General features: G+C 73.5%; 19 protein-coding genes. 9 read left to right on the top strand and 10 right to left on the bottom strand.

Going from position 1 to position 17,414, the window contains the following annotated elements; translation table 11 throughout:
* The first annotated feature begins 39 nt into the window (after positions 1-39).
* On the top strand, positions 40-1,065 hold the full coding sequence (locus tag ACZ5WC_RS13605) for a Gfo/Idh/MocA family protein (RefSeq protein WP_468540942.1): 1,026 nt from the start codon (positions 40-42) through the stop codon (positions 1,063-1,065).
* Between the two features lie 281 nt (positions 1,066-1,346).
* Here the strand turns inward: ACZ5WC_RS13605 and ACZ5WC_RS13600 are convergent, their stop codons facing one another.
* Both ACZ5WC_RS13600 and ACZ5WC_RS13595 read right to left on the bottom strand, forming a co-directional pair.
* Positions 1,347-2,063 (bottom strand): response regulator, encoded by a 717-nt coding sequence (locus ACZ5WC_RS13600; protein WP_468540941.1) that lies wholly within the window; start codon positions 2,061-2,063, stop codon positions 1,347-1,349.
* A gap of 31 nt (positions 2,064-2,094) precedes the next feature.
* Positions 2,095-3,315 carry a sensor histidine kinase gene (locus ACZ5WC_RS13595; RefSeq protein WP_468540940.1) on the bottom strand — a complete coding sequence of 407 codons (1,221 nt, stop codon included), beginning with the start codon at positions 3,313-3,315 and terminating at the stop codon, positions 2,095-2,097.
* A 145-nt stretch (positions 3,316-3,460) separates the two neighbouring features.
* Here ACZ5WC_RS13595 and ACZ5WC_RS13590 point away from each other — a divergent pair, with 145 nt between their 5' ends.
* On the top strand, positions 3,461-3,664 hold the full coding sequence (locus tag ACZ5WC_RS13590) for a hypothetical protein (protein WP_096625397.1): 204 nt from the start codon (positions 3,461-3,463) through the stop codon (positions 3,662-3,664).
* A gap of 15 nt (positions 3,665-3,679) precedes the next feature.
* Here ACZ5WC_RS13590 and ACZ5WC_RS13585 read toward each other — a convergent pair whose 3' ends face one another.
* Positions 3,680-4,609 (bottom strand): DMT family transporter, encoded by a 930-nt coding sequence (locus tag ACZ5WC_RS13585; protein WP_468540984.1) that lies wholly within the window; start codon positions 4,607-4,609, stop codon positions 3,680-3,682.
* A gap of 253 nt (positions 4,610-4,862) precedes the next feature.
* Here ACZ5WC_RS13585 and ACZ5WC_RS13580 point away from each other — a divergent pair, with 253 nt between their 5' ends.
* Positions 4,863-5,531, top strand: a complete 669-nt coding sequence (locus ACZ5WC_RS13580; RefSeq protein WP_468540939.1) for a TetR/AcrR family transcriptional regulator — start codon at positions 4,863-4,865, stop codon at positions 5,529-5,531.
* 29 nt (positions 5,532-5,560) lie between these two features.
* On the opposite strand, the gene ACZ5WC_RS13575 is transcribed toward ACZ5WC_RS13580, so the two are convergent.
* Complete coding sequence (locus ACZ5WC_RS13575; protein WP_468540938.1) at positions 5,561-6,178, bottom strand: dihydrofolate reductase family protein; 618 nt, start codon at positions 6,176-6,178, stop codon at positions 5,561-5,563.
* Positions 6,179-6,393: 215 nt separating this feature from the next.
* Between ACZ5WC_RS13575 and ACZ5WC_RS13570 the strand changes: the two genes are divergently transcribed.
* Both ACZ5WC_RS13570 and ACZ5WC_RS13565 read left to right on the top strand, forming a co-directional pair.
* Complete coding sequence (locus ACZ5WC_RS13570; RefSeq protein ID WP_468540937.1) at positions 6,394-7,149, top strand: SDR family NAD(P)-dependent oxidoreductase; 756 nt, start codon at positions 6,394-6,396, stop codon at positions 7,147-7,149.
* A 105-nt stretch (positions 7,150-7,254) separates the two neighbouring features.
* Positions 7,255-8,085 carry an aldo/keto reductase gene (locus tag ACZ5WC_RS13565; RefSeq protein WP_468540936.1) on the top strand — a complete coding sequence of 277 codons (831 nt, stop codon included), beginning with the start codon at positions 7,255-7,257 and terminating at the stop codon, positions 8,083-8,085.
* Between the two features lie 13 nt (positions 8,086-8,098).
* On the opposite strand, the gene ACZ5WC_RS13560 is transcribed toward ACZ5WC_RS13565, so the two are convergent.
* The 3 genes from ACZ5WC_RS13560 to allB all read right to left on the bottom strand — a co-directional run bounded on the left by ACZ5WC_RS13560 (position 8,099) and on the right by allB (position 11,148).
* Positions 8,099-8,428: a putative quinol monooxygenase gene (locus tag ACZ5WC_RS13560; protein ID WP_096625407.1), complete on the bottom strand. Its 330-nt coding sequence runs from the start codon at positions 8,426-8,428 to the stop codon at positions 8,099-8,101.
* 155 nt (positions 8,429-8,583) lie between these two features.
* The gene (gene alc, locus ACZ5WC_RS13555) at positions 8,584-9,705 is read right to left on the bottom strand and encodes an allantoicase (RefSeq protein ID WP_468540935.1); all 1,122 of its coding nucleotides are present in this window, start codon (positions 9,703-9,705) and stop codon (positions 8,584-8,586) included.
* 99 nt (positions 9,706-9,804) lie between these two features.
* Positions 9,805-11,148: an allantoinase AllB gene (gene allB / locus ACZ5WC_RS13550; RefSeq protein ID WP_468540934.1), complete on the bottom strand. Its 1,344-nt coding sequence runs from the start codon at positions 11,146-11,148 to the stop codon at positions 9,805-9,807.
* 335 nt (positions 11,149-11,483) lie between these two features.
* On the opposite strand from allB, the gene ACZ5WC_RS13545 reads away from it, so the two are divergent.
* A complete protein-coding gene (locus ACZ5WC_RS13545) occupies positions 11,484-12,287 on the top strand; it encodes an IclR family transcriptional regulator (protein WP_096625413.1) in 804 nt (267 codons plus the stop codon).
* Between the two features lie 27 nt (positions 12,288-12,314).
* Here the strand turns inward: ACZ5WC_RS13545 and ACZ5WC_RS13540 are convergent, their stop codons facing one another.
* Entirely contained in the window at positions 12,315-12,995 is a 681-nt protein-coding gene (locus ACZ5WC_RS13540) for an ABC transporter ATP-binding protein (protein WP_468540933.1), read from the bottom strand.
* On the bottom strand, positions 12,992-14,074 hold the full coding sequence (locus ACZ5WC_RS13535) for an ABC transporter permease (RefSeq protein ID WP_468540932.1): 1,083 nt from the start codon (positions 14,072-14,074) through the stop codon (positions 12,992-12,994). The genes ACZ5WC_RS13540 and ACZ5WC_RS13535 overlap by 4 nt, the downstream gene beginning before the upstream one ends.
* 111 nt (positions 14,075-14,185) lie before the next feature.
* Between ACZ5WC_RS13535 and ACZ5WC_RS13530 the strand changes: the two genes are divergently transcribed.
* Entirely contained in the window at positions 14,186-15,508 is a 1,323-nt protein-coding gene (locus ACZ5WC_RS13530) for a sensor histidine kinase (RefSeq protein ID WP_468540931.1), read from the top strand.
* A complete protein-coding gene (locus ACZ5WC_RS13525) occupies positions 15,505-16,146 on the top strand; it encodes a response regulator (protein WP_096625421.1) in 642 nt (213 codons plus the stop codon). The genes ACZ5WC_RS13530 and ACZ5WC_RS13525 overlap by 4 nt, the downstream gene beginning before the upstream one ends.
* A gap of 18 nt (positions 16,147-16,164) precedes the next feature.
* Here ACZ5WC_RS13525 and ACZ5WC_RS13520 read toward each other — a convergent pair whose 3' ends face one another.
* Positions 16,165-16,479 (bottom strand): DUF5955 family protein, encoded by a 315-nt coding sequence (locus ACZ5WC_RS13520; protein ID WP_468540930.1) that lies wholly within the window; start codon positions 16,477-16,479, stop codon positions 16,165-16,167.
* A gap of 185 nt (positions 16,480-16,664) precedes the next feature.
* Here ACZ5WC_RS13520 and ACZ5WC_RS13515 point away from each other — a divergent pair, with 185 nt between their 5' ends.
* Positions 16,665-17,294, top strand: coding sequence for a nucleotidyltransferase family protein (locus ACZ5WC_RS13515; RefSeq protein ID WP_468540929.1), 630 nt, complete (start codon positions 16,665-16,667; stop codon positions 17,292-17,294).
* Positions 17,295-17,414 lie beyond the last annotated feature (120 nt).

Here is a 17,414-nt window from a genome sequence, read left to right as displayed (position 1 = left end):
GCTTGACATGATGACCGGGCGAACGCCACCTTGGGGGCCATGCGCATCGGACTGATCGGAACGGGACGGATCGGCACGTTCCACGCGGAGGCGCTCAGCCGTCACCCCGCCGTGGACGCCCTGCTGCTGGCGGACGCGGCCCCGGAGCGGGCCGCCGGAGCCGCCGCGCGGACGGGGGCCACGGCCGTACCGGTGGACGCGCTGTTCACGGGCGGGGGCGAGGCGGGGGCCGGGGGTCTGCCCGACGCGGTGGTCATCTGTTCGGCGACCGCCGCCCACGCCGGGCTCATCGCCCGGGCCGCCCGCGCCGGACTGCCCGCGTTCTGCGAGAAGCCGATCGCCCTGGACCTGCCCGGCACGCTGACCGCGCTGGCTGAGGTCGAGGCGGCGGGCACCGTCCTCCAGCTCGGCTTCATGCGCCGCTTCGACGCGGGGTACGGCGAGGCCAGGGCCGCCGTACGGGAGGGCAGGCTCGGACGGCTGCACACCGTGCGGGCGGTCACCTCGGACCCTGCCCCGCCGCCCGCCGCCTATCTCCCGCTCTCCGGCGGGCTGTACCGGGACTGCCTGGTCCACGACTTCGACATCCTGCGCTGGGTGACCGGCCGCGAGGTGTCCGAGGTGTACGCCACCGGGTCGGACCGCGGGCCCTCGGTGTTCCGCGCGGCGGGCGATGTGGACACCGGCGCCGCCCTGCTCACCCTGGACGACGGCACGCTCGCCACGGCCACCGCCACCCGGTGCAACGGCGCCGGGTACGACGTACGCATGGAGCTGGCCGGTGAGCTGGACCAGATCGCCGTCGGCCTGGACGACCGCACGCCCGTGACCTCGGCCGAGCCGGGGGGTCCCGGCGGTCCGGCGAAGCCCTGGCCGGGCTTCCTGGAGCGGTTCGCCCCGGCGTACGAAGCGGAGCTGGACGCGTTCCTGCGCGTGGTGCGCGGTGAGCTGGCCAACCCGTGCGACGGGCGGGAGGCCCTGCACGCCCTGCGCATCGCCGAGGCGTGCGAGCTCTCCCGCCGCGAACGCCGGCCGGTGGCGATGGCCGAGATCCCGGGTGAGTGAGCGGGGGCGGATGCTCCCGGGCCCCAGCTCCCTGCCGGGCCCGCCCTCCTCACCAGGCGACCGGGCAGGCTCAGCGGCCCCCGCATCGGCATCCCGGTCCGCCGGGCGAGCGTCACCGGGGAGCCGGTCGCCGTCCCCGTCGGCGGTGTGGATCAGCGCGCTCGGCAGATTCATCGCAGGGCGGAGGGACATCCGCATACGGGATGTGTTCGGGCGTTCCGACAACGCGGCCGGGTGCCGTCGCTGTCGTCGTGTGCCCCCCGGGGATCACGGGACAGCCCTCAGAGGTCGCCCTCACCCTCGTCGCCCGGGTCGAGGAGCCCGGCGTCATGGACCAACAGGGCGATCTGTACGCGGTTGTTGAGTTCGAGTTTGGCGAGAACGCGCGAGACGTGGGCCTTGACGGTGGCGACGCTGAGGTAGAGCGAGCCCGCGATCTCCGCGTTGGAGCTGCCGCGTGCCACCGCGACGGCCACCTCCTGCTCCCGTTCGGCCAGTTGGGCGAAGCGCCTGCGTGCTCGGTCGGCGCGGTTCGCCCGCTCGTCGTGCGCGCCGCCCGCGGCCCGGTCCATCAGCTGGCGGGTGACGGCGGGCGAGAGGACCGGGTCCCCAGCGGCGACCCGGCGTACGGAGTCCACGATCCGGGCGGGCGGGGTGTCCTTCAGGACGAATCCCGCCGCCCCGGCCCGGATGGCCCGGAGCACCTGTTCATCGGCGTGGAAGGTGGTGAGGACGACGACTTCGGGGGCCCCGGGGCGGCCGCGCAGCTTCTCGGTGGCGGTGAGCCCGTCCATGCCCGGCATCCGGATGTCCATGAGGACGACGTCGGGGTGGAGCCGTTCGACCAGCTCCGCGACCTCGTCGCCGTCCGCGCCCTCCCCCACGATGTCGATGCCTTCGTCCCCGCCGAGCATCAGGGTCAGTCCGGCCCGGACGAGCGGGTCGTCGTCGACGATCAGCAGCCGTACGGGCGGGCCGGGCGAGGGCGTTGCGTTCATGACGGCCACCGTAGCCAGCCGGCGCCCCTCCTCATCCTGCGGGCCACGGCAGCCGGGCGCGGACCGCGAATCCGCCGTCCTTCGTCGGGCCGTGCTCCAGGCCGCCCCCGGCCAGGGTGGCGCGTTCGGTGAGGCCGATGAGCCCCTGGCCGGAGCCGGGGACGCGCTCGAAGGGTTCGACGGGAGCCGGGTTCGCCACCGCGATGGTGAGGCCTTCGCCGGGGCCGCCGGTCACGGTGACGGTGACCTCGGTGCCGGGGGCGTGCTTGCGGGCGTTGGTCAGGCATTCCTGCGCGATGCGGTAGACCGTGCGGCCGGTGGCGGCGGGGGCGCCCCGCGGATCGGTGACCCGGTTGTCGAGGGCGACCTTCATGCCCGCGAGCCGGGACTCGTCGACGAGGGCGTCCAGACTGGTGAGGGTGGGTTGCGGGCGCTCGCCCTCGTCGGTGTCGCCGGGGCCGCGCAGGACGCCGATGATCTCGCGGAGGTCCTGGAGCGCCTCGTGGGCGCTGTCCCGGATGACCCCGGCGGCCCGGCCGATCTGGGCCGCCGGGGCGTCGGGCCGGAATTCCAGCGCCCCGGCGTGCACGCTGAGCAGGGTGAGGCGGTGGGCCAGGACGTCGTGCATCTCGCGGGCGATGGCCTCCCGGGCGAGGCGCTGGGCCTGCTCGGCGCGGAGTTCCGCCTCCGCCTCGGCGCGGTGGGCCCTCTCGTGGAGGGTCAGGACGAGCTGGCGCCGCGACCGTACGCCCATGCCCCAGCTGAGCGCCAGCAGGATCAGCATGATCCCGAAGAGGACCGAGACGAGGAAACCGGTCTGCGGGTCGGGGCGCAGGAGGGGCTGGACGGGCACCGTGAGCAGCGCGCCCGCGCCGACGATCAGCGTCGGCTTGAGGGGGCGGTGGACGGCCAGGCTGAACAGGGCGACCAGCATCGCTCCGGCGGCGACGGGCTCGACGAGGGAGAGGACGGTCAGGGACACGGCGAGCCCGACGGGCCAGCGCCGCCGGAGCCAGAGCGCGCAGCACGCCGCCGCGCCCACCACGGAGTCCACGAAGACCACCACGTCCGCCGTGGTCTCGTCGGCGTCGACCGCGGCGAGGGCGAGCATGCCGATGAACGCGGCGGAGAGGAAGGCCGCGATGTCGACGACCCAGTCCCGCACGGTCCGGCGCGCCCGGGCACGGTCGCCGGGCAGCTCGGGGTCGGCCATCGCCGAGGGGAGCAGCCAGCGGTACTCGGTGCGCGTCATATCGACAAAGTTACGCAGAAGGGCGGCCCGGAAGGGCAGCGCGCGGCGCGAAGGCGACCAAAGTCGTCCGGCTCGCTACTTTCGGCGCGGCGGACGGGACCGGTGGCCGAAGCGGCGGGCCCGGGGTGGCCGCAAGGCTCGACGTATGAAGAAAATCGTCGAGACGATCGGGTTCCTCGTCTTCATCCAGGGCGTCGGCGGGCTGGTCTTCGAGTGGACGGGCTGGTTCCGGCTGTGGACGGTGGTGCGGCACATCGACTTCCTCAGCGACCGCGGGCTGTTCGTCAACATCGTGCTGATCGTGACTGGGGCGGCGGTGATGATCGCCGCGGACGCGATCAAGACCTGACCGGGGCGCCCCGGCTCACGCCCCGCCGCGCTCCCGGTCCGCGCTGCGCCGGCCCCAGGCGGTGCCCGCCAGGACGAGGACCGCACCGGCCACCCCGACGACGCCCAGCCGCTCCCCGCCCAGGCTGATCCCGACGGCGGCGGCCCACAGCGGTTCCGTACCGAGCAGCAGGCTGACCCGGGACGGCGAGGTGCGGCGTACGGACCACATCTGCACGAAGAACGCGAACAGCGTGCAGAACACCGAGAGGAAGACCAGGCCCGCCCACTCCCGGGGGCCGAAGTCCGCCGCCGCGCTCCAGGGCGAGGCGCCGGTTCCCGGGACGGCGGCGAGGACCGCGAAGACCGCGACCGCGCTGCCGAGCTGGACGGTGGTCAGGGAGAGCGAGTCGGCGCCCTCGACCGCCTTGATGCGGGCCATCGCCAGTACGTGCACGGTACGGGCGAGGGCCGCGAGCAGCATCAGCAGATCACCGGTCGAAGGGCTGGTGAACCCGCCGCCCTGGGTCAGCAGCACCACCCCCGCCACCGAGAGCCCGGCCGCCGCGACGAAGCCCCCGGACGGCCGGACGCGGGTGACCGCGGCCTCGGCGAGCGGCGTGAAGATCATGGTGAGACTGATGATCAGCCCGGCGTTGGTGGCGGAGGTGTGCACCACCCCGTACGTCTCCAGCAGGAAGATCCCGCTCAGCACCAGGCCCAGCAGTCCGGCACCCCGCCACTGCGGGAGGGTCAGCGCCCGCAGCTTGCGCCATCCGGTCGCCACGAGCACCGGCAGCACGATCGCGAAGCGCAGGACGAGGACGGCGATGACGGTGTGCGCGGTGGTGATGCCCTTGGCGGCGAGGTAGCTGGCTCCCCACACGACGGCGACGGCGAGCACCGGCAGGTCGGCGCCCCAGGCGCGGCGCGGGGTTGCGAGGTCGGGCACGGCGACAGCGGACACCGGGTTCTCCTGGATCTCCACGGAAGGTGTTGTGGAGACCTCACCGGCTCGCACTGGGAACGATCACGCTACCCGCCGGGCTCCGAAGAAGGGAACACCTGTCTCAGCGGTCGGATCATCGCGAGGCATTGCCCGTGGTCACAGGGGCAATGCCCGTGGTCAGGGCCGTCCGGACGGCCGGACGGGGGTCCGGCGCCCGCTCCCCCGTTCCCTAGACTGACGCCTCGATAACTCTGAGACACGGAGTGGTCACATGGCGTTGGTCAGGGCGGACGGGCGGGTCGAGCGGGGGAACCAGACCCGGCGGATGATTCTGGGACGGGCGGTGCAGATCGCCTCGGTCGAGGGTCTTGAGGGGCTGTCGCTGGGGCGGCTGGCGACCGAGCTGGGGCTGAGCAAGAGCGGCGTGTTCGCCCTCTTCGGCTCGAAGGAAGAACTCCAGCTGGCCACCGTGCGGGCGGCGGTCGCCGTCTACGTCGACCATGTACTGCGCCCCACCCGCTCGGCGCCCCCGGGGCTCCGCCGGGTCTGGCGGCTGTGCGAGGCGTGGACCGCGTACTCCCGCGAGCGGGTCTTCCGGGGCGGCTGCTTCTTCTACGCCGCCACCGCCGAGTTCGACGCCCGCAGCGGCAAGGTGCACGACGCCCTGGCGTCCGCGCAGACGGGCTGGGTCACGTTCGTGGAGCAGACGATCGACGAGGCGAGGGCCGCCGGGGAGCTGGCCCCGGACACCGACGTGTGCCAGCTGGCGTTCGAGGTCATCGCCTTCCTGGAGCTGGCCAACGCCGAATCGGTGCTCCAGAACAACAACCTCGGCTACCACAAGGCGGCCCGGTCCATCCTGGGACGCCTGCGAAGGGCGGCGACGGACCCGACGCTGCTGCCGGACACGCCGCACCAGCCGGACTCACCCGTGGCGTAGGGACGTTCCGCTCGTAGGGGCGTTCCGCGTCATTCGCCGATGGTGCCGAACCGCGCCGGGCCGCCGCGCCGGTACGTCTGGATCGCGATGCCGCTCGACGTGGTGCGGGCCGAGGTCAGCTCCAGGGCCGTCGGGGCGCCGCCCTCGCCGAAGAGCCGCCGCCCCGCGCCGAGGAGGACCGGGAAGACGAGCAGGCGGTAGGTGTCGATCAGCCCCGCCTCGTGCAGGGCCCGGGCGAGCTGCCCGCTGCCGTGCACCTGGAGCTCACCGCCCCGCGTCTGCTCCTTGAGGCGGGTGATTTCCGTGACGAGGTCGCCGTCGAGCACGGTCGTGCCCTGCCACTGCGGGTCCCGGAGCGTCGAGGAGACGACGTACTTGGGCAGCTCGTTGAGTCCGGCGGCGATGGGGTCGTTCTCCTCGGTGGCCTTCGGCCAGTACGCGGCGAAGATGTCGTAGGTGCGCCGGCCGAGCAGGAAGGCCGCGGGGTGCCGGAACACCTCCTCCATGAACGCACCCATCTCCTCGTCGGCGTACGGGAAGACCCATCCCCCGTACGCGAAGCCCCCGCTGGTGTCCTCGTCGACACCGCCGGGGGCCTGGTACACGCCGTCCAGGGTGAGGAACGTGGTGAGCGTCAGCTCGGCCATGGCGGATCTCCTTCGGCTGTCGGCCGGACCTCGTGGCGGTCCGGCGGTCCTGCCCTTACGACCCGGCTCCCGGCCGGAACTCATCGGTCCGGCCGGAAGCCGCCTCCGCGCACCGGCCGTGGGTGTCCGATACCCGCCGGTACGCAACGTCCCACCGCAGTTGGCTGGGGACATGCCGTCGGAGCGACGGCGTCCCCGGAACAAAGGAACCAGTCATGTCCAGCACCCCTTCCACCAGCATTTCCCCGCGGGCCGCACTCGTCACCGGAGGCAGCCGGGGCATCGGCGCCGCGACCGCGCTGCGGCTCGCCCAGGACGGCGCGGACGTCGCGGTCACCTATGTCCAGGACGAGGCGGCGGCCCGCGCGGTCGTCGCGAAGATCGAGGGCTTCGGCCGCCGCGGTGTCGCCCTGCGCTGCGACGCGGCGGACGCCGGTGCCGCCGCCGGGGCCGTGGACCGGGCGGCGGACGCGCTCGGCCGGCTCGACGTCCTGGTCAACAACGCGGGCATCGGCGTCCTCGGCCCGATCTCCGCGCTCGCCGGGCCGGAGGTGGACCGGGTGCTGGCCGTGAACGTGCGGGCGGTGTTCCTCGCCTGCCGGGCGGCGGCGGAACGGATGGCCGACGGCGGCCGCATCGTCTCCGTCGGCACCGCGCTGAGCCGGTACGCGGGCGGGCCGGGCGGCACGCTCTACGCCCTGAGCAAGTCCGCCCTGGCCGGGCTGACCAAGCCGCTGGCCCGGGAACTGGGGCCGCGCGGCATCACGGTGAACCTGGTCCAGCCCGGGCCGGTCGACACCGATCTCAACCCGGCCGACGGACCGCTCGCCGAGGGCCAGCGCGCGGCCACCGCCCTGGGCCGGTTCGGGACCGTGGACGAGGTCGCCTCGCTGGTCGCGTATCTCGCGAGCCCGGACGCGGCCTTCATCACCGGGACCGAGGTCGTCGTGGACGGCGGCCACGCGGCCTGAGTCCGGCGGCCCCCGGAGGCGGGGCGCGCCCCGCCGAGCTGCCCCGCCACGGCCGCGCCCCTACGCTGGCCGGGACGGGGCAGCGACGGGAAGGACGGGACGGGCATGTCCGGCGCACCGGTTCACACGCTCAACGACGGCACCGAGATCCCGGCGGTGGGGCTCGGCACCTACCCGCTGGACGACGACGCCGCCGAGGAGGCCGTCGCCGGGGCCCTGGAGCTCGGGTACCGCCTGGTCGACACGGCCCTGAACTACGGCAACGAGACCGGCACCGGGCAGGGCATCGTCCGCAGCGGCGTCCCCCGCGAGGACGTCCTCGTCACCACGAAGGTCCCCGGCCGCCACCAGGGGTACGAGGAGACCCTCGCCTCGTTCGAGGCGTCACGGGCCCGCCTGGGCGTCGAGTACGTCGACCTCTACCTGATCCACTGGCCGCTCCCCCGTGTCGACAAGTACGTGGACACCTGGAAGGCGATGATCAGGCTCCGCGAGGACGGTTTCGTCCGCTCCATCGGCGTGTCCAACTTCACCGCCGGTCATCTGGAGCGGCTGGAGCGGGAGACGGGCGTGCTGCCCTCGGTGAACCAGATCGAGATGCATCCCCTGCTCCCGCAGGAGGAGCTGCGGGCGGTGCACGCGGCGAAGGGCGTCGTCACGGAGGCCTGGAGCCCGCTGGCCCGGGGACGCGAAGTGCTGGACGACCCCTCGACCGTGGCGATCGCGGAGGACCACGGGGTGACCCCCGGCCAGGTGGTGCTGCGCTGGCACACCCAGCTGGGGGCGGTGCCGATCCCGAAGTCGGCGGACCCGGGGCGGCAGCGCGAGAACCTCGACCTGTTCGGATTCGAGCTGAGCGCCCAGGAGCTGACGACGATCGCGTCCGGGCGGCAGCGGCGCTTCGGTGGCGACCCGGAATCGCACGAGGAGTTCTGAGGGCTGCCCCGGCTCAGCGGTTGCGCGGGGTGACCTCCGCCATCCGGGACCAGCCGGTGCCTTCCACCTCGACATTGATGATCTCGGGGACCTCGGCCACCATCTCCGACATCGTCTCGATCGCCGCCTTGAAGTGGTCGGAGTTCACGTGTGCCTCCCCGGCCGCCGCGTCGGCGAAGGCCTCCAGCAGGACGAACTCGTTGGGGTTCTCCACGCTGTAGGACCAGTCGAAGAAGACGTTGCCGGGCTCGCTGCGGGTGGCGACGGTGAAGCCCTCCAGCCTGGGGAGCCAGTTGTCGCGCTCGGCGACGAGGGCGGTGAACTTGACGGCGATGAAGATCATGGGGGGGCTCCTGGTCGGGACGTCGGAAGGTGCGGCGAGAGACCCGCTGAGGCCTTGCTCGCCGCACCCGTACCAGGGTGGCACACCCTCACGCAAGGGGACCGTGCGGGCACACCGCGATCCCCCGGCGACCGCGATGGCACTCCGGTCCGGTGTCAGCCCCCGAGCTCGCGGTGACGGGCCGCCAGCCCCGTCGCGCCCTCGTCCGTGAGCGATCCGTACAGCCGGAGCCGGGAGATCCCGCCGTCCGGGAAGATGTCGATCGTGACGTGGGTGGCACGCACCGGCCCGTCCAGGACGAAGCGGTGGTTGGTGTCGGGCTGGAGCCGGGTCCGGGGCAGGACCTCGGTCCAGTCGCCGCTCTCCCCGTCCCGTACCGAAAGGCTCGCCCAGCCCGCGGAGTTGCCCTTGAGGTAGGCGGTGTCGATCTCGACGGCCCGGATCTCGGACTGGGCGGCGAGGCGGTAGCGGATCCAGTCGTTGCCCTTGTCGCGCCGGCGGCGGGTCTCCCAGCCGTCGTCCATCTTGCGGGAGCGGCCGGGCTGGATGGTGTTGGTGGCCGGGGAGTAGAAGCGGTCGGAGGCGTCCTCGACCTGGCCGCCGTTCTCCAGGGCGGCGAGGTCGAACGTGCCGAGGGCCCTGAGCCAGGCCGGGTCCGGGGCGACCTCGCCGTAGACGCGCAGCCGGGCGATCCCGCCGTCGGGGTGCTGGTTGACCCGCAGGTGGGTGAAGCGCTGCTCGGCGTCGACGGCGAACCCGTTGGCCGCGTGGCCGCCGACCGGCGTGCGCGGGACGAGCGTCGTCCACTTCACGTCGGGGGCGAGGAGGTCCTCGGGGGACGGGGAGCCGGGCAGGGACACCGCCTCGACGGAGACGGCCTGCGGGTAGTTGCCGCGGAAGTGGGCGGTGTCCAGGACGATGCCCCGGATGACGCCGGGCGCGCCGAGGCGGACGAGGGCCCAGTCGTGGTCGTCGGCGGTGGGGTGCGGCTCGGCTGCGCTGACCCCACGTCGGCGGCGGGTCTCCCAGCCGTCCATGATCTTGCCCTTGTGCCCGAAGTGCTCCGGGTCGAAGACGGCGGGCTCGGGCTTGAGCAGGTTCTCGCGCTCGGCGAAGAACTCGTCGTTGGCGGCGATGACCCCGGCCCCGAGGCGGCGGTCGGCCAGGTCCACGAGGTGGGTGAAGGGAAAGTCGGCCGTGCGGTGGTCGGCGTAGGGGTCGCCGCCCGCGTACGGGTCGGCGTCACCGGTGAAGCGGGGTATCGCGGCGTCCGTCATGGTCGGGGGTTCCTTTCGGGGGCGGTCGGTGGTCTCGTACGAGGGGGCGTCCGGGGCGCGGTCAGTGGTCCCGTACGGGAACGGGGCCGGCGGGCGCGGTCACTGGTCGCGGTCGAGGAGGCGGCCGGTGGGCTCGGCGAGGACGCCGTCGGAGGCGATGCGGACACCGCGCAGCCAGCTGGAGCGGACCACGCCGTGCAGGGTCTTCCCGGCATAGGCGGTGACCTGGTTGCGGTGGAAGAGCTCGGCGGGGTCGACGGTGAAGGTGGCCTCGGGGGCGAGGACCGCGAAGTCGGCGTCACGCCCGGCCTCGATGGCGCCCTTGCGGGTCAGCCCGGCGAGCTCGGCGGGGGCGGCGGACATCCAGCGGGCGACGTCGTCGAGACCGTGGCCGCGCCTGCGGGCCTCGGTCCAGATGGCGGGCAGGCCGAGCTGGAGGGAGGAGATCCCGCCCCAGGCGGAGGCGAAGTCCGGGGTCTTCAGGTCGGTGGTGCAGGGCGAGTGGTCGCTGACGACGCAGTCGATCGTGCCGTCGGCGAGCCCGGCCCACAGGGCGTCCTGGTTGGCGGCCTCGCGGATGGGCGGGCAGCACTTGAACTCGGTGGCCCCGTCCGGGACCTCCTCGGCGGTGAGCGTGAGGAAGTGCGGGCAGGACTCGACGGTGACGCGGACGCCCTCGCGCTTGGCGGCGGCGATCAGCGGCAGGGCGTCGCTGGAGGAGAGGTGCAGGACGTGGACCCGGGCGTCGAGCCGCTTGGCGTGGGCGATGAGCCCTTCGATCGCGGTGTTCTCGGCGTCGCGCGGGCGGGAGGCGAGGAAGTCGGCGTAGGCGGGCCCTGGGCGCTGCGGGGCCTCGGCCAGGTGGTGCGGGTCCTCGGCGTGCACGATGAGCAGGCCGCCGAAGCCGGTGATCTCGGCCATGGAACGGGCCAGCTGCTCCTGGTCCAGCTCCGGGAACTCCTCGACGCCCGAGGGCGACAGGAAGCACTTGAACCCGAAGACCCCGGCCTCGTACAGCGGGCGCAGGTCCTTGACGTTGGAGGGGATCGCACCGCCCCAGAAGCCGGTGTCGACGTGCGCCTTGGGGGCGGCGACCCGCTGCTTGATCCGCAGGTTCTCGACGGTGGTGGTGGGCGGCAGCGAGTTGAGCGGCATGTCCAGGAGCGTGGTGACACCGCCCGCCGCGGCCGCGCGGGTGGCGGTGTAGAAGCCCTCCCACTCGGTGCGGCCGGGGTCGTTCACATGGACGTGGGTGTCGACGAGGCCGGGCAGCAGGACGTCGTCGCCGAAGTCCTGCAGCCGGGCGCCCGCGGGCACCTCGGTGTCGTGCGGCAGGACCGCGTCGATCGTCCCGCCCGCGACGGCCACTGCCGCGGGGCGGGTGCCCTCGGGGGTGACGACGCGCGTCGAGCGCAGTATCAGGTTCACGTCCGCACCGGACACCTGTGCTCCTTCACTCCAGGAATTCAACGAACTGTTGAAGCTTCGATGGAGTCTTCACTCGGGAATCGCCCTCGTCAAGACCCACCTTCCGGCACGGAGGGCCGACCGGCCAGCCCTGCCACCCCGACTGGAGGTTTCCACAAAGTAAAAGTCATATTTCGAACTGCGGAACGTAGCATGGGCCAGAAGGGGCACGGCCGAACCGCTCGTACCGACCGTCTCCACCCGGACAAAACAGGCCCTGACCGGCACGGACGCCAGCCGGGAGCTGTGGGCCGACCGGGCAGGGCCCGGTAGGCTGCTGCCTTGCCTTCCGCTTCGAAAGGATCGCCCACGTGCCGCCGTCCCACGCCAGCACAGCCGACTCCAAGCCCTCCGGTTCCAGCGGTGGGGTGCAGTCCCTTGAGCGCGCCTTCGATCTGCTGGAGCGGATGGCCGACGCCGGGGGCGAGGTCGGGCTGAGCGAGCTCTCCGCGAGCAGCGGTCTGCCCCTGCCGACCATTCACCGGCTGATGCGCACCCTGGTCGTCTGCGGCTACGTACGCCAGCAGCCCAACCGCCGTTACGCGCTCGGCCCCCGTCTGATCCGGCTCGGCGAGTCCGCCTCCCGGCTGCTCGGCACCTGGGCCCGCCCCTACCTCAGCCGACTGGTGGAGGAGACCGGCGAGACGGCCAACATGGCGCTGCTGGACGGGGACGAGATCGTGTACGTCGCCCAGGTGCCGTCCAAGCACTCCATGCGGATGTTCACCGAGGTGGGCCGCCGGGTCCTCCCGCACTCCACCGGCGTGGGCAAGGCGCTCCTCGCGCACACCCCCGCCGACGAGGTCCGCGCGCTCCTGTCCCGTACGGGCATGCCCGCCGCCACGGAGAAGACGATCACCACGCCTGAGGGCTTCCTCGACGCCCTGGAGCAGGTGCGCCGGGCCGGATACGCGGTGGACGACAACGAGCAGGAGATCGGGGTGCGGTGCCTCGCGGTCTCCGTGCCGAACTCCCCCACCTCGGCCGCCATCTCCATCTCGGGCCCGGCGGGCCGGGTGACGGAGCAGGCGACGGAGCGGATCGTGCCGATCCTCCAGCAGGTCGCCGAGGAGCTGTCGGACGCGCTGGCGAGCAGCGGTACGAACGGGGGCTGAACCCGCCCCGCCGTACCGCCGCTCGTCTCAGACCCTCGCCGGTACGGTCAGCCGCCCGTCGTCCATCGTCACCGTGCGGTCCATCCGGTCCAGGTGGGCCAGGTCGTGGGTGACGAGCACTGTGGCGGTGGCGCGCTCCCGGGTCAGGGCCACCAGCAGGTCGAGCACGGCCGCGCCGCGCTCGTGGTCGAGCGCGCTGGTCGGCTCGTCGACGAGGAGCACCTCCGGCTCGTTCATCAGGGCCCGGGCGATGTTGATCCGCTGGCGCTGGCCGCCCGAGAGCTGGTGCGGCCGCCGGTCCGCGAGGTCGGCCAGACCGACCGCGTCCAGCAGCTCCAGAGCCCGGCGGCGCGCGGCGCGCGCGGACCCGCCGGACAGGTGCCGCATCACCTGGAGCTGCTCGGCGGCGGTCAGCGATGGCAGCAGGCTGGGCTGCTGGAAGACGATGCCTATGTGCTCCCGGCGCAGGGCCGCCCGCCCGGCGCGGCTCAGTCCGGCGGTCCGGACGCCGGCCACGGAAACCTCCCCGGAGTCCGGGGTGACCAGGGTCGCGGCCGCCGCGAGCAGGCTGGACTTCCCCGAACCGGACGGCCCGACGACGGCCGTGAGAGTGCCGGGGGGCACGTCCAGCGAGACCCGGTCCAGGGCGGTGAGGCGGCCCTCGCCGTCCGGGTAGGTGAGGGTGACGTCGGTCAGGGTGAGCGTCATCGGGCACTCCCGAGTGCGGTGAGCGGGTCGACGGCGGTGATCCGCCGGATGGACAGGGCGGCGCCGAGCGCACCGAGGGCGATCATGACGGCGGCGGGGACGAGGACGGTCGCCGCGTCCAGGACGAACGGCACGGCTCCCCCGCCGATCAGGGCCCCGGCTCCGGCGGCGAGGGCGGTGCCCAGTCCCGTACCGAGGACGAGCATCACCACCGCCTGCCCGAGGGCGTCGCGCAGCAGGTACGGCGTCGATGCGCCGAGCGCCTTCAGTACGGCGACATCGCCGCTGCGCTGGATGGTCCAGACGGTGAAGAAGGCTCCGATGACGAGGGCGGAGATGGCGAAGAGGAAGCCGCGCATCAGTTGCAGCGAACCGTTCTCCGCCTGGTAGGAGCCGATGGCGGTGAGGGAGTCGTCGAGGGAGAGCGTGCGGGTGCCCGCCGCCTCGTCCCCGGCCGCCAGGTCGGCGCCGCCCGTGGTGGTCAGGGCGATCACGGTCGCCTGCTCGGCGGGCCCGGCGCCGTCGTGGCCGATCTGCTGCCAGTCGTCGAGGCTCGTCCAGACGACGGGCGTGTGGCTGTACGAGGCGTCCGTGGCGACGGCGGCGACCTCGCGCTCGGCCCGCCCGAGCGCGATCCGGTCACCGGCCGAGGCGCCCAGCTCCTCGGCCGCCTTCCCGGAGAGCACGACCCGCCCCGGGCCGATCCCCTCCGGCCCGAGGGTGCCGTCCGGCTCGACGCCGAAGGCCGACACGGCGGCCGTACGCTCGCCCGCCGCGGTGGCGTTCAGGGTCCGGATGCCGACCGGCTGCGCGGCCTCGACCCCGGGCCGCCCGGCCCAGGCCCGCCAGTCGTCCTCCCTGACCGTCGAGTTGGTGAAGGACACCGGCTGATCGCCCGGCGGTGCGGCGAAGGCGAGGTGGTCGGCGTCAAGTCCGGTGACGGCCGAGGTGTTCTCCCGGGCCAGACCGGCGGTGAGGCCGGACAGCAGGCCCACGAGCAGCGTGATCAGGACCACGACCGACCCCATGAGCGCGAACCGGCCCTTGGCGAACCGGAGGTCTCTCCATGCGACGAACATGGCTCCATCGTCGGTGGCCCGGGGCGCGGAAAACATCGCGCGGCGGACGGGCCCGGTATCAACCTTTCGATTGACCGGCCCCCGGGCCGCCGCCGCTAGGCTGGACGGACCATGGATTCGCGATCGCACACCCACGTCACCGCCGGTCTGCGGCTCTGTCTGCACGCGCTGCTGACGGGCCTGCTGGCACTGGCCGCGCTCCGCGCGGTGGGCCGGGACGCACCGCACGCCGTGGCGGTCGTGGGCCTGTCGGTGCTGATGGCGGGCCTGTACGCGGCGGGTGCGCTCGCCGGATCGGTACGGCTGCGAAGCCGGGCCGAGGAGCGCGATGCGGCGGCGAAGAAGCCCGAGGATGCGGCGGCGTCGCGAAGCCGAGCAGACGGGCGCGCGGCCACAGCGGCTGCGCGTGCCGCCTTCGCGGCTCCGCTCGGGGCCGGGGTCGCGGCCCTCTGGCTGGCCGGGCTCTGTGCCCTCTGGCTCGCGTTGCTCGTGCTCTCGCCGGACGCCCTGTGGGTGGCCTTTCCGCTCTACTTCCTCCAGCTTCACCTGCTGCCGACCCGCTGGGCGCTGCCCGCCGTGGTCGTCACCGCGGCGGCCGCGATCACCGGTTTCGTCGTGCACCGGCAGGAGGTCGCGCCCGGCGCGTTCATCGGCCCGCTGCTCGGTGCGGCCGTCGCCGTCGCCACGGTCCTCGGGTACGACGCCCTGTTCCGGGAGAGCGAGCGGCGGCGCGAGCTGATCGTGGAGCTGGTCGCCACCCGGGCGGACCTGGCCGAGGCGGAACGTACGGCGGGCACGCTCGCCGAACGCGAACGTCTCGCGCGGGAGATCCACGACACCCTCGCCCAGGGCCTGTCCAGCATCCAGTTGCTGCTGCGGGCCGCCGAGCGCTCGCTGCCCGACGCGGACCCGGCCGCCGTGCATGTCCGGGCCGCCCGCGAGGCCGCGCAGGCGAACCTCGCCGAGGCCCGTTCCTTCGTACGCGCCCTGACTCCGCCGGATCTGGAGCACGGTTCGCTGGCCGCCGCGCTGGAGCGGCTCTGCGCCCGGACGACCGGGCCGGAGCTGACCGTACGGTTCGCGGTCAGCGGCAGCCCGGCGGAGCTGCCGACGCCGTACGAGGTGGCGCTGCTGCGGACCGCGCAGTCGGCGCTGGCCAACACGGTGCGCCATGCGCGGGCCGGGCGGGCGGAGATCACCCTGAGCTTCATGGACACCTCGGTGGCGTTGGACGTCGTGGACGACGGACAGGGGTTCGACCCGGCCGGGGCGCCGGTCCAGGAGCGCGGCGACGGCGGCTTCGGGCTGCCCGCGATGCGCGCCCGGGCCGGTTCGCTGGGCGGGGTGCTGAGCGTGGAGTCGGCGCCGGGCCAGGGCACGGCGGTGGCGGTCACGCTGCCGCTGCCCGTGACGGACCGGGAGCGGGCGGCATGAGCGGGGACGAGATCAGGCTGTTGCTCGCGGACGACCACCCGGTCGTCCGGGCGGGGCTGCGCGCGGTGCTGGACACCGAGCCGGACTTCCGGGTCGTCGACGAGGCCGCGACCGCCGAGCAGGCGGTCGCCCTGGCGGCGGCGGGCGGCATCGACGTCGTCCTGATGGACCTCCAGTTCGGCCCGGGTCCGGGGATGCACGGCTCCGAGGCCACGGCGGCGATCACCGCCGTACCGGAGAACCCCCGTGTCCTGGTCCTCACCACCTACGACTCCGACGCGGACATCCTGGCGGCCGTCGAGGCGGGGGCGAGCGGCTATCTGCTCAAGGACGCGCCGCCGCAGGAGCTGGCGGCGGCGGTGCGTACGGCGGCGGCGGGCCGGTCCGCGCTGGCGCCCTCGGTGGCCCACCGGCTCATGGACCGGATGCGCACCCCGGCCGAGGCGCTGACCCGGCGGGAGCTGGAGGTGCTCCAGCTGGTCGGGGAGGGGCTGTCGAACCTCCAGATCAGCAAGAGGCTGTTCCTGAGCCAGGCGACGGTCAAGTCCCACCTGGTGCACATCTACGCGAAGCTGGGCGTCGACTCGCGTACGTCCGCGGTGGCGGCGGCCACGGCCCGCAGGCTTATCCGCCGCTGACCCGCCGCGCCCCGCCGGTCACCCGCGCGGCGGCTCCCCGAAGAGGTCCACCGCGTTGCGCACCTCGCGCAGGGCCGCGGCCAGGGCGCTGACCGAGCCGATCGCCCCCGCGATCAGTAACAGGGAGCGGCGCAGCCGGGGGATCTCGGGAACACCGCCGACGGCCATGGCGTCCAGCGCGGCCAGCTCGTCCTCGGCGATCGGCCGGTCGGGGAATTCGGCCCGCAGCCCGGCCAGTTCGCGGCGGAGGCGGGAGACGGCCATGCGCAGCTCAGCCACCCTCGGGTCCTCGGCGCTGCCGGTCACCCGCTTCTGCCCGACGCTTCGCAACACAGCACTCCCCCTCGCACATCCTCGTGCCGGTGTGTCCCCTCGGGCCTGTGGCCAAGTCCCCGGGTTCGCCCGCAAGTTAACGCCATAACAGGCAGTGCGCGCCAGCCCACGGAAAGAAGTCGGGGTGACCCCTGAGGGTGACATGCGTGTCGCGTGTGCGAAGGACTCAGTGGTATTCAGACCCCATGGTTACGGACATGACGTCAGACGCGGCTTTCGGGGCGAGGAATCCCAAGGTCGCCGGGGTGCTGCTGGCGGCCGGCGGCGGGCGGCGGCTCGGCGGCCGCCCCAAGGCGCTGCTGGAGCACCGGGGGCGCCCCCTGGTCGAGCACGCCGTGCGCTCCCTGCGCAACGGCGGTTGCGGCCCGCTGCACGTGGTGCTGGGCGCGGCGGCCGACGAGGTGCGGGCCCGCGCCGATCTCACGGGGTGCGCGGTGACGGTGAACCCTGGCTGGGAGGAGGGCATGGGCTCCTCGCTGCGGCTGGGGCTGGCGGCCCTGACCGGGACGCACGCGGACGCGGCGCTCGTCCTGCTGGTCGACCAGCCGGGCATCGGGGCGGAGGCGGTGGCCCGGGTGCGTTCGGCGTACCGCTCCCGGGCGAGTCTGGTGGCCGCCGCGTACGACGGGGAGCGGGGCCATCCGGTGCTGTTCGGGGCGGACCGGTGGGCGGGCATCGCGGCAGGGGCGCGAGGCGACCAGGGGGCGCGGGCGTATCTGCGCGAGCACCGCGATGCGATCACGCTCGTGGAGTGTTCCGATGTGGCCGAGGCGTACGACATCGACACCGCGCAGGACCTGAAGCATCTGGAGTGACGATCCGGGGCGGCGGAGACGGTGCGTGGCCGCACTGGCACGCTGCGCCGCCGATGGAAGGTTTCTGTCGACCCGGAGAATCTCGATATCAACAAACCATTGAACTTCCACTATGAGGAA

It is taken from the genome of Streptomyces sp. NPDC033165 (assembly GCF_055577965.1).
Note: the sequence above shows the minus strand (reverse complement) of the source record. Positions and strands in the feature narration are given on the sequence as shown.

What these genes read in the sequence shown, in the direction of transcription:
- ACZ5WC_RS13560 (WP_096625407.1), bottom strand. Translation starts at nt 8,428, where the DNA reads ATGATCTTCATCGCCGTCAAGTTCACCGCCCTCGTCGCCGAGCGCGAC.
- ACZ5WC_RS13535 (WP_468540932.1), bottom strand. Translation starts at nt 14,074, where the DNA reads ATGTTCGTCGCATGGAGAGACCTCCGGTTCGCCAAGGGCCGGTTCGCG.
- ACZ5WC_RS13530 (WP_468540931.1), top strand. Translation starts at nt 14,186, where the DNA reads ATGGATTCGCGATCGCACACCCACGTCACCGCCGGTCTGCGGCTCTGT.
- ACZ5WC_RS13515 (WP_468540929.1), top strand. Translation starts at nt 16,665, where the DNA reads ATGGTTACGGACATGACGTCAGACGCGGCTTTCGGGGCGAGGAATCCC.
- ACZ5WC_RS13525 (WP_096625421.1), top strand. Translation starts at nt 15,505, where the DNA reads ATGAGCGGGGACGAGATCAGGCTGTTGCTCGCGGACGACCACCCGGTC.
- ACZ5WC_RS13590 (WP_096625397.1), top strand. Translation starts at nt 3,461, where the DNA reads ATGAAGAAAATCGTCGAGACGATCGGGTTCCTCGTCTTCATCCAGGGC.
- ACZ5WC_RS13540 (WP_468540933.1), bottom strand. Translation starts at nt 12,995, where the DNA reads ATGACGCTCACCCTGACCGACGTCACCCTCACCTACCCGGACGGCGAG.
- ACZ5WC_RS13570 (WP_468540937.1), top strand. Translation starts at nt 6,394, where the DNA reads ATGTCCAGCACCCCTTCCACCAGCATTTCCCCGCGGGCCGCACTCGTC.
- ACZ5WC_RS13595 (WP_468540940.1), bottom strand. Translation starts at nt 3,315, where the DNA reads ATGACGCGCACCGAGTACCGCTGGCTGCTCCCCTCGGCGATGGCCGAC.
- ACZ5WC_RS13580 (WP_468540939.1), top strand. Translation starts at nt 4,863, where the DNA reads ATGGCGTTGGTCAGGGCGGACGGGCGGGTCGAGCGGGGGAACCAGACC.
- ACZ5WC_RS13575 (WP_468540938.1), bottom strand. Translation starts at nt 6,178, where the DNA reads ATGGCCGAGCTGACGCTCACCACGTTCCTCACCCTGGACGGCGTGTAC.
- ACZ5WC_RS13605 (WP_468540942.1), top strand. Translation starts at nt 40, where the DNA reads ATGCGCATCGGACTGATCGGAACGGGACGGATCGGCACGTTCCACGCG.
- ACZ5WC_RS13600 (WP_468540941.1), bottom strand. Translation starts at nt 2,063, where the DNA reads ATGAACGCAACGCCCTCGCCCGGCCCGCCCGTACGGCTGCTGATCGTC.
- alc (WP_468540935.1), bottom strand. Translation starts at nt 9,705, where the DNA reads ATGACGGACGCCGCGATACCCCGCTTCACCGGTGACGCCGACCCGTAC.
- ACZ5WC_RS13565 (WP_468540936.1), top strand. Translation starts at nt 7,255, where the DNA reads ATGTCCGGCGCACCGGTTCACACGCTCAACGACGGCACCGAGATCCCG.